Here is a 16,249-nt window from a genome sequence, read left to right on the forward strand (position 1 = left end):
TAATGAAACTATGGATGAAAATCTTTATAGGATTATTTGTTGGGGTTACCCTAGGTTTAATTTTAGAAGATAAAGCGATCTTTTTTAAACCTATAGGAGATATTTTCTTAAACCTATTGAGCATGGTTGTCTACCCTCTGGTATTTTGTTCCATGGTGTTGGGTATCGCTTCTATTAGTGATATGAAGAAGCTGGGGCGCATAGGAATGAAAAGCGTCGCCCTATATTTAGGGACAACATGTCTAGCGATTATTATAGGCTTATGTTTTGCTCAATTTTTCAGTCCTGGAGAGGGCTGTGACCTATCGCAGAATGTCACTGAAACGCACATAGTGGCTCCTGAGAGAAGTAGTACGTATTTCTTGTCTTTGATTTCTCAAATTTTTCCTTCAAATCCTGTCAGATCTTTCGTTGAAGGAAATATTTTACAAATCATCGTGTTTGCTATTTTCTTAGGAATAGCTATGCGTCTTTCTGGAGAACAAGGACGTCCTGTAGCTAAATTTATTGAAGGTTTTTCTGAAATTATGTTGCGCATGATCAATATGATCATGACCTTTGCGCCTTATGGTGTCGGGGCAAGTATGGCATGGATTTCGGGAAGTCACGGTTTGGTTATTCTCTGGCAATTAGGGAAATTTATTTTTGCCTATTATCTTGCCTGTCTATTTCATGCTGTGCTTGTTTTTGGTGGTATCATCCGGATGGGCTGCAAGATGTCCTTCTCTAAATTCCTTTCTGCAATGATGGATGCCATATCTTGTGCAATATCCACTTCGAGTAGTTCGGCAACACTGCCTGTGACTATGCGTTGCGTATCTAAAAATCTTGGAGTTTCTTCGGAAGTTTCTGGTTTTGTTTTGCCTTTAGGTGCTACTGTCAATATGAATGGTACTGCGATATTTCAAGGTATGGCAGCAGTATTTATTGCTCAGGCCTATAACTGTCCATTACCTTTCAGTAGTTTGTTATTAATCGTTATCGCAGCGACTTTCTCTGCGGTGGGTAGTGCAGGCGTCCCCGGGGGCGGAATGATTACTCTGGGGTCTGTATTAGCCTCTGTAGGGTTGCCTATTCAAGGAATTGCTGTTTTAGCAGGTATTGATAGGTTGCGAGACATCATAGGAACTCCTATGAACATCCTCGGAGATGCTGTGGTCGCTGTTTATGTGGCTTCCGGAGAAGGTGAGTTGTCCACACCTTTGGAGGAGAAAAAGGTATCTTTGAAAGAAAAGGTAGCTTTGAAAGAAGAGAGTACAGAGACAGTGTAGGAGAGTTTACGCATGTTTGAATTTCGATTTCCGAAAATAGGAGAGACTGGTTCTGGAGGGTTGGTAGTTCGTTGGCTCAAGCAGGTGGGAGAGAACGTTGCAAAAGATGAGCCTGTAATTGAAGTATCTACTGACAAGATTGCTACGGAGTTAGCCTCTCCTAAAGCAGGGAAATTAATTCGCTGTCTCGTAAAAGAAGGTGATGAAGTTGCTGCCGAAGAAGTGATAGCCTTAATAGATACGGAGTCTGCTGTCGAGGAAGAGGTCGTTGTCGAAGAACTGTCACCCAATGCTTCGTGTCCTCAAGATTCTGGGAAGAATTCGGCATGGTTTTCTCCGGCAGTTCTTAGTTTGGCACACCGTGAAGGTGTTTCTCTCCAGCAACTACAACAGATTTCTGGAACAGGAAATGATGGGCGCGTCACTCGTAGGGATTTAGAAAACTATATCCTTGAAATGCGCCAACCTTCGTGCCCAAATATTGCGAATGCGAATGAAAATCGCATTCCCATGTCTCCACTACGTAGAGCTATAGCTTCCTCGTTATCTAAATCTTCAGATGAAGTGCCTCATGCTTCTCTTATTGTGGATATTGATGTCACAGATTTGATGAATTTAATTGCTGAAGAGAAGGATAGATTTTTTGCAACGCATGGTGTGAAACTCACAATTACTAGTTTCATTATCCAGTGTTTAGCCAAGGCTTTGGAGCAGTTCCCGTTATTGAATGGATCTTTAGACGGCGATACAATTGTTGTGAAGAAATCAATCAATGTGGGTGTTGCTGTTAATTTGAATAAAGAGGGCGTTGTTGTTCCTGTTATTCATAATTGTCAGGATCGTGGTTTAGTAAGCATTGCGAAAACTCTCGCTGATCTTTCTGCAAGAGCTCGGGCAAATAAACTTGATCCTTCAGAAACTCAAGATGGTAGTGTCACCGTTACTAATTTCGGTATGACGGGAGCTTTAATTGGCATGCCAATAATTCGTTATCCGGAAGTAGCTATTTTAGGAATAGGAACGATACAAAAACGTGTTGTTGTGCGTGATGACGATTCTTTAGCTATTCGCAAAATGGTCTATGTTACCCTCACGTTTGACCACAGGGTATTGGATGGTATTTACGGTAGTGAATTTTTAACCTCATTGAAAAATCGGTTAGAGTCTGTTACGATGAGCTAACACACTACGATTTTTTCTGAGGACTAAAGGGATGCGCTCTCCCACAACATCCATTGATCTATGCCAAGATATTGTCAGTAAGCAAAGGGAATCTTTAGAACGTTTTTTTGATACTTTTCAGTGTGAGGATACTTGGGTATTAGCTGAGAAGATATTAAATCATCAAGGTTCCATATTTTTTTCTGGTGTAGGAAAAAGTGGTTGTATCGCAAGGAAAATCGTTGCTACTTTACAGTCTTTTGGAGAGCGCGCTCTTTTCTTAGCTTCTGGAGATCTCCTGCATGGGGATCTTGGCGTTGTCCGTCCTGGAGATATCGTCTGTCTTTTTTCTAAAAGTGGAGAAACTCGCGAGCTTTTAGAATGTATTCCTTATTTAAAAGAGCGGGGAGTATTCATTGCAGGAATTACCTCCGCTACGTATTCGAGTTTAGCAGTTCTTTGTGATCACGTAGTTATCTTACCTATGATCGAAGAATTAGATCCTTTTAATCTTGTTCCTACAACATCAACAACATGCCAACTACTTTTTGGTGATCTTCTAGCTATTACCTTATTACGTAGTAGGCAAATCTCTCTCGCTGATTATGGAAAGAATCATCCAGGCGGTCAGATTGGTCTCAAGGTTATTGGAAAAATTCGGGATTATATGTTCCCAAAAACAGAAGTTCCTTTTTGTTCTCCAGAGGATACAATCGCAGATTCTTTGGATATCTTTTCTTCTTATGGTTGTGGCTGTGTGTGTATAGTAAATGAGAAGTTTGAAATATTAGGAATCTTCACAGATGGAGATTTACGTAGATCATTAACTCGTCATGGAGGCGATATTCTCTCTCAGAGACTTAAAGATGTCATGACACCCAATCCTCGAGTGATTAGTGAAGATGCTGATGTGCTTCTTGGCCTACAAATGATGGAAACAGGGAGTCCTGTGACCATTTTACCTGTTGTAGATGCTAAGGATCAGAAGTATGTGGTGGGATTGCTTCAGATGCATACCCTGGCAAAAGCAGGTCTCATCTAAAAGATAAAAATATCGGAAGAGAGGGTAAGCTGGATTCTGTCTACAAGATGAGAAAACCCATCTTGAGGGCAACCATTCATCTAGGGGATATATTACTATATCCCTCAAGCGATTATGAAAAAGTTCATGAGGAATACCATTCCTCATTATGCAGAAACAAAAACTTTTTCTCTTGCTTCAGATAGGGTTTGCACGTCTACTAAGTCACCTTAATAGCTCCTATTCTTAAAATAGGAATTTTCAGCCTGTCTATAAAAAGACCCTTTTATAGCGGAATGTTTTCTGTTGCACTTTCCGTAGCCTTACGGCCCCTGGAGTTTCTCCAGTATCTTTTCTTATGAAGTCCAGACTTTCCTCTTAATATACCTTAGTAAAGGTACAAAAAGCGGTTGCCTTTCTCTTCCGATGGACTTGTTTATACAGCGGCACGTCTGCGACGACGTTTTGCTGCAGAGCTGTCGTTAGCAAGAGCGTCTGCTTCTCGCCAATATAAAATTCTAGAACAATGTTCGCAGAAAATAAGTCGATCTTTTTTACGGACTAAGTTTTCGTGCTGGGGAGTAAGAACAATATGACAACCGCTACAGACACGATTATCTATTGGAACAACAACACGATCTTTTTTGTTGTTTAATAAACGTTCGTAAATAAGGAACATTTCTGGATCCGTAGTTTCTTTTAATTCACTACGTTGCTGCAGTAGGGCTCTGCCTTCTTCGTTGATCTTTTTAATACTTTCGCAGATTTCTTTTTCGATAGCGAAACTACTGTTCTCTGTTGAGGTGAGACTTTCTTTTAAAGAGACAATCAGGTCCTCACTTCCCGCCTGTTTGTCCATAAGGTCACTAAGTTGGTGCTCTAACGCACGGCGCTCTTTATTTGCTGCTGTCATTTCTTGGGTGAGTGCATTAAACTCATCCATCTTTTTCACAGCTGCTTGTTGACTTTCTAATTTGTTAATTTGATCAGAAATCTCTTGAATCCGATTCTCGCCTTCTTTAATCTGATTCTTTAGGTTTTCCATCTCCAACTCTTTCTCCTGAACTTTTCGACGAATGTCAGATTTAAGAGATTGGACTTTAGCGAGCTCTTTCTGATGCTCTTTCTTGACTCGCATTAAGCGAATCATTTTAATATCGAGCTCTTGAATGGCTAAAATACTCTGGAGTGCTTCATGCATGAAAACTATTCCTTGCTTGGCTTAGTGGTCCTAAATACGGATGCGAAATCATAGAATTTAGGAATGAATACATCTGAAGAAGAAAGCAAGTTTACTGCTTTTTTCGCAAGAAGTAAAGAACGTTTTTTTCAATAAAAGAAATTCCTAAGGAACAGCAACTTAAGATGGGCGAAAAGTTTCACCACCGCGTCTAGTATGTAAATGAATTTTTACCAGTCCTAGCTCAAGAACGAGTTTGAAAGATGATTTACATTTGTCCGCTGATCATAAGGTGATTCCCTACTTCAAAACTCTCACACTTTTCTTTCCTAAATACGGAGTTCACAAGGTTGTTGTATTCAAATCTAACAGTAGGGTAATGACGTTAGAAAAAAATAAAAGGTTCTTTTTAAAATAATATATTTACACAGAAGAGGAGAGGATCCTGATAAGGAATTCTCCTCTTTTTACTCTCTACTTTAAGCGAGCGGGGCAAAGGGATCTTGTAAGAGCACGAGGAGTCTTAAAGAATGGGGATTAGAGCGAGCGGTTTTATCAACAGCTTCAATTAATGCTTTCTTACACAGCTGATGACAATCCAAAATCCATGAATAATTTCTATTGGGTGTCGGCTGTTCATTTCCATGCTCTGCTTCGTAAACCGACGAGAACAGAGGAACGGAAATAATCGAGCAGCCTTGGTTGATCGCCTCTTCTAAACAGTTCTCATAGGCAAAAAGTGCTCGGTTATAATAGTCGTGTGCGACTTCGTCATCTTCCCCAGAGAACTCTTCAAGCCGTGGCCCACGAACATGTCCTATGTATTCTGGGAAACTTTCTTTTTTAGGATGTGTCATAGTCGGGCTGTCTTTGATGCTTAATTTTGTCGAGCGCACTTCAGTAGGCCCGAAGGGGAGCTTAATCGATGTGTCTCCTTGGTACTGAGCGGCACTCCATTGGCTAGTTTGCCCAAGACTTAGGAGTTCTCTAAAGAATAGTCGAGATTGATTTGAGTTTTGGGAGATTAACGTCTGTGCAGCAGGAAGGAGAGCATTGAATGCGATTCCGCTTTGACTTGTGACTGTTTTGAACGTGTTGGATCTGGGGAGCGCAAGGAATTTGATGGTAAATCCTGGTGTGGTGCTCTCCTGAATACCGAGTTTTACCCCGGGATTGTGCTTGTTTTGATGGAAAGATAGGCGGGCTCCCGGACTGACTAAGAAGTTCGCTTGTGCAGATGACTCTGGGAGTGTTCTGAAGGATTGGTCTAGAGCTCCGGACCAATCTCCATCGGCTTTTTGTTGGAAGTATTTGTACGCCCCTACGGTAACTATAGCTAACAGCACTGAGGATACCGCTAGTAAAGCCAGGACGGGCATGCCCAAAACAGTAGCTAAGGTAATCCCTGCTACTCCGGTCCCAATCGTTAGTGTACCGAGAATAGATAAAGAAGTGATTTTCAATATCTTATCCCATTTTTTTGTGGAGACTTCTCTTGGTGAGAATAGGGGACTTACCTCTGTGGTACTTTGGTTGTGTAAGGGGTTCGTGTTAGCCATAAATTATAATTATCTTTAGTTTTGATAATTAATTTTATAAAAAATATATGGCTTTTTCTAGACGTTTTATTCTTCTTCTTTTTTACTTTGTAACATAGTTATATTAAGAAGCTGATTTTCAGCGGGATAAACCCGAAGGGTGATAAATAATTCCCTAAGTTTAACACCACTTAAGAGCCTAAGGGAGATATATACTGGCGTAATGGCTAATAGAAAAACAAAAAACAGAGGGTGGACGCAGCAGCCTACAACCGTGATCCCGGTAATTAGCGTGATGAGAATGATGACTTGAATGATGCAGTGGACAACAACATGCGTAAGTTGGCTTCTCCCAACACTTCCTTTAGAAAATAAGTTCAGAGGTTCTTGGCATGCGGAACTTTGTGCTGATGTTGCTGAAATTAGCATGCAGGATACTGTAGAATAAAAGCTTAAACTCTGAGAGATTTTACTTGTAGAAACAATTTTTTGTCATCAGCTTTCGGTAAGGCTATTTTTTTGCAGAAGTTCCCCAGGATGATTGTACATTTTCTTAAATTCTTTAAGTGTGATGGGGCCTTGGCAGATGTGTATTCTCCTCGGGAGCTCGGGGAAGAGCCTAGCATACGCCCTAACTCCAGAGGGGCTGGTTAAAATGACACGGCTGCATTGCTTGAATACAGAGAGGGGAAATTGACGTTCTCGAATGGTATAGTGGGCATAGGCAAAAAAGCTTCGGCGCTCTTTTTGTAAAAAATCTTTAATTACAGGACGCGACAAGACGGAGTGTGGGTAGAGGATACGAGCGTGTTTAGGTAAAGAGGCGATCAGGGGGATGACACCCTCTCCTGTTTCCACGGTCGCTAAGGAATAGCGGGCTTTGGGGAGAAGCTTTGTAAGGCGACGTGCTGTGATTTCTCCTAAACACAGGTAATGTTTGGTAGATAATGTCTTTTTGGAATTTTTTCTACGCATTCTAGAGATAAATAGTGATGTTGACGAGGGGCTTGTGAGCAGGACATGAGAAGTTTTCTCTAGGTAACGCTGAGCGTAGCGTAGTTGAGGAGAGCTTCTTGCAAAGGGAACAATCTCAAGAATCGGAACAAAGCGGGCGTAGTATCTGTTTGCTGTTTCTTGATTTAATCCTAGGTATAGGGTCATCGCATCCTCTTTTTCTAGAATGTATCCCATAAGTGTAGTTTAAATAGGGGGAGTTTGTTTTGCATCTAGAAAATCGTTCCGATAATTACAGAGTCCACATCAACGTATACTACTTGTTTTTAGCCGTATTTAGGTTGTATGAGGAGCTGATTGACATTTTTCGATGTGCAAGCTAGGATGTCCATTTTTGGATCTTAGCTTTTTCCCTAATGAAAAAATCGTAAGAGTTTTTGACTTTTCTTAGGTTAGACGCAGAGAGCTTCGCTTTGTATTATAGTTTTTCATTCGTAGAGTTGATAATAGAGGTTCGGCAATGGCTTCATTGTTGCATAAATTTTTAGAAAATGCTTCGGGGAAGAAGGGGCAGGATCTAGCTTCTACCGCATACTTAGCTGCATTAGATCATCTTTTACATTCTTTTCCTTCGATTGGGAAAAGCATTATAGATGAATTGAAGAGTCAGCGTTCACGCTTAAAGATGATTGCTTCTGAGAATTATGCTTCTATTTCAGTTCAGCTTGCTATGGGGAACTTGCTTACAGATAAGTATTGCGAGGGGAGCCCCTTTAAGCGGTTCTATTCTTGTTGTGAGAATGTAGATGCTATCGAGTGGGAATGTGTGGAAACGGCTAAAGAACTTTTCGGAGCGGAAAGTGCTTTTGTACAACCACATTCGGGTGCAGATGCGAATTTATTAGCCGTCATGGCAATTATTACTCAGAAAATTCAAGGGCCTGCCGTTAAGCGTTTGGGATATAAAACGATTAATGATCTTACGGATAAAGAATATACGGAATTAAAAGCTGAGATAGGTTCTCGCGTCTGTTTAGGACCTTCGCTGAACTCCGGAGGGCATTTAACCCATGGAACTGTACGTTTAAATATTATGTCCAAGTTGATGCGTTGTGTGCCTTATGAAGTGAATAAAAAGACGGAGTGTTTCGATTATTCGGAGATAGCACGTTTAGTACGAACATATAAACCTACGGTACTCATTGCTGGGTATTCTTCATATTCCAGAAGATTGAATTTTTCCACCCTAAAACAAATAGCTGATGATTGTGGAGCTGTTTTATGGGTAGATATGGCGCATTTTGCTGGTCTGGTTGCTGGCGGTGTATTTATCGAAGAGGAAAATCCGATTCCGTTTGCTGACATTATTACTACGACAACTCATAAGACTTTGCGAGGACCTCGTGGAGGTTTAGTTTTAGCATCCAAAGAATATGATGCAGTGATTAATCGCGCTTGTCCTTTGATGATGGGAGGGCCTTTGCCGCATGTTATTGCAGCCAAGGCTGTTGCGTTAAAAGAAGCGCTAACTGTGGACTTTAAAAAGTACGCGCATCAGGTTGTGGACAACGCGAGAACTTTAGCCGAGCATTTTCAAAAACAGGGGTTACGCTTGCTTACTGGCGGTACAGATAACCACATGTTAATTATAGATCTAACTTCTCTAGGGATATCCGGACGTATTGGTGAGGACATATTAAGTTCTGTAGGTATTGCTGTGAATCGCAATACCATACCATCGGATGCTGTAGGGAAGTGGGACACCTCAGGGATACGTTTGGGAACACCTGCTTTAACAACTCTCGGTATGGGCAGTGATGAGATGGAAGAAGTTGCGAATATTATTGTGAAAGTATTGCGAAATATTACTTTGAGACGTAATGCTAATGATAGTTTTAGTAAAAGTGAAGGAGAGCTTCCAGAAAACATTGCTGAAGAAGCAAGAGCTCGAGTCGCAGACTTATTATCTCGGTTCCCGCTTTATCCTGAAATCGATCTGGAAACTTTAGTTTAGTTAGGAGATATGTTGTTCTATGGCTGATGGGGAAGTAGAGAATAAGTTACGAGATGTTATAGAGAGAAAAATCTTAGATGCCCGTCGGGTATTTTTTTCTGAGCCTGTAACGGATAAGAGCGCAGCAGATGCTATTAAGAAGTTATGGTATTTAGAACTTACCAATCCTGGTCAACCTATAGTATTCGTAATTAATAGCCCTGGAGGTTCGGTAGACGCAGGATTTGCAGTGTGGGATCAGATAAAAATGATGACATCCCCAGTGACTACTGTAGTTACAGGATTAGCTGCTTCTATGGGATCGGTATTAAGTTTATGTGCAGCTCCAGGACGTCGTTTCGCCACTCCTCATTCGCGTATCATGATTCACCAGCCATCTATAGGCGGGCCAATCACTGGACAAGCTACCGATTTAGATATTCATGCTCGTGAAATCTTAAAAACGAAGAAACGTATAGTTGATGTGTATTTAGAGGCGACCGGGCAGTCTCGAGAAGTGATTGAAAAGGCCATCGATCGAGACACTTGGATGACAGCAGACGAAGCCAAGGATTTTGGTTTATTAGATGGCATCCTCTTCTCATTCAATGATTTATAAGCCAAGCTTATATTCTGGGGCAGGGAATCGCTTTATCCTAAGTGAAACTTGTCCCGATATTACAATAATTCCTAGTCTATGTAAGGAATATCAAGTAGATGGGTTTTTGCTTGTTCTTCCTTCTTCCACTGCTGATGCTAAACTTATTATTTTTAATGATGACGGTTCTCGTCCTCACATGTGTGGCAACGGTCTTCGTTGTGTTGTAGCTCATTTGTCTGAGGTATTGAAAAAAGATCACATCTCTGTAGAGACAGATTCGGGTAGGTATTCTGGGAGGTTTCATTCTTGGGAGCGGGTTGTTGTAGATATGACGCTTCCGGATTGGAACTACACTTGTCACACCCTTTCACACACACTTCCTGGAGTTCCTAGAGAAGTTTTTAGTATCCATACAGGGGTGCCGCATCTTGTTGTTTTTGTCGAAGATGTATCTTGTGTTCCTGTAGATTTGTGGGGGAGTTTTCTACGTTGCCACGAAGACTTTTTACCTCAAGGGACTAATGTTAACTTTATCCAGGAGATACAAACCGGAGAATTTCAACTACGCACTTATGAACGTGGTTTGGAAAGAGAGTCTTTAGCTTGTGGTACGGGAGCTACTGCAGCGGCGTTGGTTGTAGCACAACGTTACGGTTTATCCAATACCCAAATACCTATATGGACCTGGGGTGATATTTTGATTAAAATTTCTTTAGAGGGCGATCGTGTGTATCTTGAGGGCCCTGTGGATAAAGAAAGGTCTTACTAGAGTTTTTCTAATTTTTCTATTGAATTTGAATAAAAATAGATTCAAAAATGGTTAAAGGAAGGAAGAGAGATCAGAGGTTTTTTTAAGGATAGATCTCTTGCCCTCTAACTCCAATTCTTTTATACTCTTGATTTATGACTACGTATCCTGTACCACAAAATCCTCTTTTATTACGCGCCTTGCGTCTTATGGATGCATTCTCTAAGTCGGATGACGAGAGGGATTTTTATTTAGACCGAGTTGAAGGGTTCATTCTCTACATTGATTTAGATAAGGATCAAGAAGATCTAGATAAGATTTATGAAGAACTAGAGGTGAATGCAGAACGCTATTGTCTAATTCCTAAGTTAACGTTCTATGAAGTAAAGAAAATCATGGAAACGTTTATCAATGAAAAAATTTATGATATTGATACAAAGGAAAAATTTCTTGAAATTTTGCAGTCTAAAAATGCTCGTGAGCAGTTTTTAGAGTGTATCTACGATCATGAATCTGAGTTGGAGAAGTGGCAGCAATTTTATGTAGAGCGTTCTCGTATACGTATTATTGAGTGGTTACGTAATAATAAATTTCATTTTGTCTTCGAAGAAGATTTAGACTTTTCAAAGCATATTTTAGAACAATTTAAAATTCATCTTTTTGATACTAAAGTATCCAAAGAACTTGCGCAAGCGCGTCAGTTGTTGGTGAACAAGGCTAAGGTCTATTACTCTAATGAAGCATTGAATCCTCGTCCTAAGCGGGGGCGTCCTCCGAAACAGTCAGCGAAAGTGGAATCTGAGACTACAATATCGAGTGATATTTACACAAAGGTACCAGCGGTAGCGCGACGTTTCCTTTTCCTTCCGGAGATTACTTCGGCATCTTCGATTACATTTTCTGAGAAATTTGACACTGAAGAAGAATTCTTAGCTAATTTGCGTGGTTCTGGCCGTGTTGAAGATCAGTTAAATCTTGCAAATCTTTCTGAGAGATTTGCTTCGTTGAAAGAACTTTCGGCGAAATTGGGTTATGACTCCCTATCTACAGGGGATTTCTTCGGGGATGACGACGACGATAGTGATGACGAGAAGCCGGCACCTAAGAGCAGTAAAACTTCTGCTAAACGCGGTCGTAAGAAATCCTAACGGTTTAGATCTTTTTAAGTATCCAAATAGTTGCAGCTCCGAAAGCTAGCTTCCTTTTTTTTCTTATTTGGAATTTAGCCCCACTGAAGAGTTGTTCTAGGTCGTGATCGCTAGGTAGTTTTCTAATGCTTTCTGCTAGGTATGCATAAGCTTGTGTATGTTTAGAGTACAGTTTCCCTACCCATGGAACGATAGATTTTAAGTATAGTCGGTGTACTAGATATAGGGGATGACTATGGGGAGGAGAGGTAAGCTCCAAAATCCCTAGAGTCCCTTGGGGTTTTAACATACGATGGATATTTTCTAGGATGTCTTTAGGTTTAGGGAGATTTCTTAATCCGTAGGCCATGGATGCAAGTGTTTGCGACTCCTCATTTATAGGAAGTTGAGCAATATCCCCTTCTATAAAAGTAAAAGGAGCTGAAGGGTAGCGTTGTTTGGCTATATGAAGCATGTTTGCTGAAAAATCCACGAGAGTTGCTTTCGATCCTGGGTAATCACGGATATACCTATAGGCAACCTTTCCTGTGCCAGAACAAAGATCTATCAGGTGATCAGACTTTCCCAACATTTTTGAAAACGTACGATTCCATAAATGATGCATTCCTAAAGATAAGATAGAATTTATCTTATCGTATTTAGGAGCTAGAGAATCAAACATCTCCTGTAGGTTAGGCTTGTTGGTAGATAGTAGCATGATATTCTCGGAATTTTTCTATGCCTTCGTAATCTTCTTCTTTTAGTCGATAACGGCATAAGGAGTAGTAATCCCTGATCACAACTTCAGAAAGCTGCGTACGTTCTACAGCTTTTGCTATCGCTGCTTCGGGATGGGCTTCAAAATGGCTTAGAGAGTTTTCTAGAGCTTCTTGGATTCTATGGCTACCTTCAGGATGATTAGAAAGAACAACAGCAAAGACAAAAGGAAGTTGGGTAAGTTCATACCATCCCTGAGCAAGATCGTATGTTGCAAACCCTGGAATGTGAGGATGGTGTAAGGCTTTATCGCCAATTAAGAGGAGACCGTCATAATTTTCTGCTTTTTCTATAACATCATCAGATGGAAGTTGGATAATTTCCGGCATAGGAGTGTTCCATAAATGTCGGCAGAGGATATGGAATAGCATTATTGAAGAGCGGCTTTCTTTTGTAGCAGCAATACGGGGTTTTTCAGAGGTGAAAAACGTAGGAGCTGCGTACAGATTTACGCTGAGGATTTTCTTATATGCAGCTATACCGAATCCAGGAACTGTTCCTAATGGATGGGTTAATAACCCTACTGTAGAGGTAAGAGCAAATTGTAAGTCCCCATTAAGAAGTTTCTCGAGTAAATCGGATGGCGGTGCAGTATGAAGGAGAATATCGTCTCTTTTTGCAAGCTCTAAAGAAAAAGGGAAAGCGTTGATGTAGCTTACACAACCTAAAGTTAAACGTCTTTCGAATTTGTCAGACATGGTATGCGTCCTAGTTTTTTTATGAGGCTTGCCATTCCCTCAATATCCATTTTTATATTTTGGTTAGAAGAGGCCATTTGAAACACCTTTTCTCCAATATGTGTGGAGGATAAATCGTTAGCTCCACAAGATAGCAAGTGTAAAGCTTGCTCGATTCCTAAGTAATTCCACAAGGCTTTTATGTTTCTGAAATTGTCCAGGAAGAGTCTTGCAACCGCAATGATAGATGCAGGGGGGATGTGATGAGAAGTTCCTAATTTGCGTAGTCTTTTCCCTAGAGCATTATTTTCTGTTGCGAACTTCAATAATATAAAGTTTTTAAAGCCTAAAGTATCATCTTGAAGGTTCCGTAATTTATCCATATGTGTGACGATATCTTCGGGGCGTTCCCTATGGTAGCATAACATTGTACTGTTAGTGGGGATATCCAGACCATGTGCGGTTCTATGAATTTCTAAGAACTCTTGAGAAGATAAACGCCCTGGAGCGAGTTTTTGACGTATTTCATCAACCAGAATATCGAATCCTCCTCCGGGAATCGAATCTAATCCTGCATTTTTTAGGATTTTTAATACCTCAGCAACAGGAATATTGTTCAGGTTAGCCAAGTAGGCATATTCTATTCCTGTAAGTGCTTTAATATGGATGTGAGGGAAGTTTGTTTTAATTTTGCTAAACAGTTCTGTGTAGTAGTCTAAATTACAATCTGGAAAGCATCCTCCCACAATATGTGTTTCTGTAATCGGAACTTCTAATTCCCGGATTTTTTCTATGAGTTGGTCAGGTGTATGAAACCAGCCTTTAGCATCTCCTGGTTTCGCGTAAAAAGCACAAAACGTGCAATTGAATTCACAGAAGTTAGTAGGATATAAATAAAATGTGGAGGAGTAGTAGACAACATCTCCTACATACTTTTGACGTACTGCATTAGCAAAAGCCCATAAAGCACGCTGGTCACTTTCATCTTCTAAGAGGAGTAGACGCAGAGCATCTTCTCTAGAAAGACGAACTCCTTCCGTGTAATCATCGAATAAATGTTTCATCCAAGAATTTTTAGGCAGAATGCGAGGGGGTGTTATCGTCATGGAGTGATGCCTTGGTTGTAGAATCAGATTCAGTTTGTTTATTGCATGCTTTTTTACGGCAACAGTCTGATTTTCCACAACCTTTAGATAAAGGTCTTCCTAAGAGATAAGAACCTATGAGTAAAATGACTATGCCTACTCCCAATAATGCTGTAGCACAGCAAATAACAAGAAAAAGAGTCATCATAAGAAGACCAGCCTTAGAGAAAAATCGGTAATATTAATGGAGATCTACCCAAATAGGCGAACTCCATGCCATAGACTGGTCTACTTGAGTTACTCTTAGATAATAGAAGGCAAAAGGAATCTTTCCTTTGGGGTCTTTAAGAGTGACTTCAGATAGAGGTTCCATATCGTCATATTCATAATCTAGGTTACTACTCTCAGGGAAGAAGGTTTTAATGACTTCCCCATTACGGATAATCTCAACAGTTTTGAGTTGAGCCGTTCCTGCAACATATCCTGAAATATGACGATTTACAGCAAGGCCAGGCTTGGTAGTTGTTGATAACTCAGACCCCATAGGAGCTGAGGTAATGTTAAAGCTGACGATGATTCTTGGCCCCGTAGTTGCATAGCAATGACGTTGATATAACGCTTCTACGAGAGATTCTCGACTGTATTTATTACATATAATCGCAGTCAGACCTGGAGTATATTGCTGTTGGTTAGCATCGAAGAACTTGCTATAGATACCGCGATCATCCAAACCTCCAGCAACAAAACCAAAGCGTAGGTTGCGTTTCAACGCTTCCACTAATGTCCCGGATTCTACTTCAGAATCACTTCCTTTGATGGGGAAAAGATTCCCTTCTTTTTCTGTTCTTTCTGAACAACCCCAGGAGTTATAAATTTCGACAACACGTTCAAATTCCGGATGGAAATTGTTAAAATCAAAACCGTAATGTTTTGAAGCGGTAAAACATGGTATCGAAATAATCTCGTGAGTCGAAGCACTTTTATAGAGTTTCGATAAAGAAGCAATCTTGCAATCTTTCTGTTTAGAGCAAGATTTATTTTCTTTGATATAGAGAATTTGTCGAATGCCTTCTTCTCCAGGTTCTCCACAGTACTGTACGCCTGATAAGGAAACGAAGCGGTCTTCTTCGTTAAAATCTCCGATAGTTTGGTTGATCATTTTCCAAAGATCAGGAGTTAATCCTTCCTGATTTTCAAAAGATGACGATGCATAAAAGTTTAATGCGCAATCGTCTCTGAAGTGTCGCAAACACGCTTCGATGTTTTCTTCAGAATCCACGCGTTCTGATTCTCCGTGCAGCAGACCCCACATAAGGTTTGGCGCAGTGTCAGAAAAACATTTTATAGGAGCAGAGACGAAGAGCTCATTGGTTAAAAGATTTTTCAATTGGATTCTGTAGATCCCAGGTTCATTGAAATAGAGATTGGGAAGAATAACGAATCCAGTTTCAGGAATGAATAATTGCCAATTTAGGTTTTCTCTGAGGTGCTCGTAAGAGAGTTCGATACGTGTATTTTCTGGGGAAAAGTTGGTGAGATTGTTAAACTCATCTTCAAAGCGTACGGTAATATCAAAACGTTTATTTTTTACGACGTAAGAGGGGGTAAAAATTTGAATATGTTTAAGAACGTTACCACGAATATCCATGGAAAAGATATCTGGTTCGTCATAGTTCCCTTTGCCTTCAGGATCTACATAGAGATAGAATGGCTTACGGCGTTGAGTAAATAGTTGTGCTCCGTTTCCTGCTTCATCTGTTTGTGGGTAATCGGGGGAGGGCCCGAGAACAATCGTGAGAGTTTCTCCAGCTTCTAGTTCGTAGGGAAGGGTAAATTCATACTGTGGAACAGGACTATTGGGGATAGGAATGGCTACAGCAGGAAGAATATCCCCTTTAGGTGTTTCTAAGTAGATAGTATTCCGTGGTTGTTGGAGATCTGTGGAGGGAATTTCCCAGTCTATAGGTCTACCTTGACAGCCTAAGTCAAATTTGAGTTTTGTTCCTTCGGGGAGGTAGTCGACTAAAGAGTAAAGAAACTTCCATGTGGATATTTGCCCAGCTCTAGCTACGGAAGGATTAACATAACAAACAGATCTGCGCATAGTACAACATAG

General features: G+C 40.6%; 16 protein-coding genes and 1 other RNA gene. 7 read left to right on the forward strand and 10 right to left on the reverse strand.

Going from position 1 to position 16,249, the window contains the following annotated elements; translation table 11 throughout:
* Nucleotides 1–2: 2 nt before the first annotated feature.
* Genes FI836_RS03835 through FI836_RS03845 form a run of 3 tightly spaced genes read left to right on the forward strand, consistent with a single transcriptional unit; the run spans nucleotide 3 to nucleotide 3,474 of the window.
* Nucleotides 3–1,271 (forward strand): dicarboxylate/amino acid:cation symporter, encoded by a 1,269-nt coding sequence (locus FI836_RS03835; protein WP_006342895.1) that lies wholly within the window; start codon nucleotides 3–5, stop codon nucleotides 1,269–1,271.
* A 12-nt stretch (nucleotides 1,272–1,283) separates the two neighbouring features.
* On the forward strand, nucleotides 1,284–2,453 hold the full coding sequence (locus FI836_RS03840; RefSeq protein ID WP_006342896.1) for a dihydrolipoamide acetyltransferase family protein: 1,170 nt from the start codon (nucleotides 1,284–1,286) through the stop codon (nucleotides 2,451–2,453).
* Between the two features lie 31 nt (nucleotides 2,454–2,484).
* Entirely contained in the window at nucleotides 2,485–3,474 is a 990-nt protein-coding gene (locus tag FI836_RS03845; protein WP_014943702.1) for a KpsF/GutQ family sugar-phosphate isomerase, read from the forward strand.
* A 9-nt stretch (nucleotides 3,475–3,483) separates the two neighbouring features.
* Here FI836_RS03845 and rnpB read toward each other — a convergent pair.
* The 5 genes from rnpB to FI836_RS03870 all read right to left on the reverse strand — a co-directional run bounded on the left by rnpB (nucleotide 3,484) and on the right by FI836_RS03870 (nucleotide 7,332).
* Nucleotides 3,484–3,879, reverse strand: an RNA gene (rnpB, locus tag FI836_RS03850) — RNase P RNA component class A.
* 10 nt (nucleotides 3,880–3,889) lie between these two features.
* A complete protein-coding gene (gene cdsZ / locus FI836_RS03855) occupies nucleotides 3,890–4,654 on the reverse strand; it encodes a zinc ribbon domain regulatory protein CdsZ (protein WP_006342898.1) in 765 nt (254 codons plus the stop codon).
* A gap of 458 nt (nucleotides 4,655–5,112) precedes the next feature.
* The gene (locus FI836_RS03860) at nucleotides 5,113–6,192 is read right to left on the reverse strand and encodes a membrane protein (protein ID WP_014943704.1); all 1,080 of its coding nucleotides are present in this window, start codon (nucleotides 6,190–6,192) and stop codon (nucleotides 5,113–5,115) included.
* Nucleotides 6,193–6,258: 66 nt separating this feature from the next.
* Complete coding sequence (locus tag FI836_RS05330; RefSeq protein WP_041460072.1) at nucleotides 6,259–6,600, reverse strand: hypothetical protein; 342 nt, start codon at nucleotides 6,598–6,600, stop codon at nucleotides 6,259–6,261.
* Nucleotides 6,601–6,666: 66 nt separating this feature from the next.
* A complete protein-coding gene (locus FI836_RS03870) occupies nucleotides 6,667–7,332 on the reverse strand; it encodes a uroporphyrinogen-III synthase (RefSeq protein ID WP_014944476.1) in 666 nt (221 codons plus the stop codon).
* Between the two features lie 313 nt (nucleotides 7,333–7,645).
* Here FI836_RS03870 and FI836_RS03875 point away from each other — a divergent pair, with 313 nt between their 5' ends.
* The 4 genes from FI836_RS03875 to FI836_RS03890 all read left to right on the forward strand — a co-directional run bounded on the left by FI836_RS03875 (nucleotide 7,646) and on the right by FI836_RS03890 (nucleotide 11,615).
* A complete protein-coding gene (locus FI836_RS03875; protein WP_014943707.1) occupies nucleotides 7,646–9,139 on the forward strand; it encodes a glycine hydroxymethyltransferase in 1,494 nt (497 codons plus the stop codon).
* A gap of 19 nt (nucleotides 9,140–9,158) precedes the next feature.
* Nucleotides 9,159–9,737: an ATP-dependent Clp protease proteolytic subunit gene (locus tag FI836_RS03880; RefSeq protein WP_006343884.1), complete on the forward strand. Its 579-nt coding sequence runs from the start codon at nucleotides 9,159–9,161 to the stop codon at nucleotides 9,735–9,737.
* Nucleotides 9,706–10,488 carry a bifunctional diaminopimelate epimerase/glutamate racemase gene (gene dapF, locus FI836_RS03885; protein ID WP_014943708.1) on the forward strand — a complete coding sequence of 261 codons (783 nt, stop codon included), beginning with the start codon at nucleotides 9,706–9,708 and terminating at the stop codon, nucleotides 10,486–10,488. Before FI836_RS03880 ends, dapF begins: the two co-directional genes overlap by 32 nt.
* A 134-nt stretch (nucleotides 10,489–10,622) precedes the next feature.
* Entirely contained in the window at nucleotides 10,623–11,615 is a 993-nt protein-coding gene (locus FI836_RS03890) for a UPF0158 family protein (RefSeq protein WP_006342905.1), read from the forward strand.
* A gap of 4 nt (nucleotides 11,616–11,619) precedes the next feature.
* Here FI836_RS03890 and ubiE read toward each other — a convergent pair whose 3' ends face one another.
* From ubiE to FI836_RS03915, 5 genes are read right to left on the reverse strand one after another with little or no spacing between them, the layout of a single operon-like run.
* Nucleotides 11,620–12,312, reverse strand: a complete 693-nt coding sequence (ubiE, locus tag FI836_RS03895; protein WP_013462609.1) for a bifunctional demethylmenaquinone methyltransferase/2-methoxy-6-polyprenyl-1,4-benzoquinol methylase UbiE — start codon at nucleotides 12,310–12,312, stop codon at nucleotides 11,620–11,622.
* On the reverse strand, nucleotides 12,287–13,069 hold the full coding sequence (locus FI836_RS03900) for a menaquinone biosynthesis protein (RefSeq protein ID WP_006342907.1): 783 nt from the start codon (nucleotides 13,067–13,069) through the stop codon (nucleotides 12,287–12,289). The genes ubiE and FI836_RS03900 overlap by 26 nt, the downstream gene beginning before the upstream one ends.
* A complete protein-coding gene (locus FI836_RS03905) occupies nucleotides 13,042–14,154 on the reverse strand; it encodes a CofH family radical SAM protein (RefSeq protein ID WP_014944478.1) in 1,113 nt (370 codons plus the stop codon). The genes FI836_RS03900 and FI836_RS03905 overlap by 28 nt, the downstream gene beginning before the upstream one ends.
* Nucleotides 14,123–14,341 (reverse strand): hypothetical protein, encoded by a 219-nt coding sequence (locus FI836_RS03910; RefSeq protein WP_014943710.1) that lies wholly within the window; start codon nucleotides 14,339–14,341, stop codon nucleotides 14,123–14,125. The genes FI836_RS03905 and FI836_RS03910 overlap by 32 nt, the downstream gene beginning before the upstream one ends.
* Before the next feature lie 33 nt (nucleotides 14,342–14,374).
* Nucleotides 14,375–16,237 carry a DUF3604 domain-containing protein gene (locus tag FI836_RS03915; RefSeq protein WP_006342910.1) on the reverse strand — a complete coding sequence of 621 codons (1,863 nt, stop codon included), beginning with the start codon at nucleotides 16,235–16,237 and terminating at the stop codon, nucleotides 14,375–14,377.
* Nucleotides 16,238–16,249: the final 12 nt, after the last annotated feature.

The organism is Chlamydophila parapsittaci (assembly GCF_006385615.1).
Taxonomy (GTDB): Bacteria; Chlamydiota; Chlamydiia; order Chlamydiales; family Chlamydiaceae; genus Chlamydia; species Chlamydia psittaci.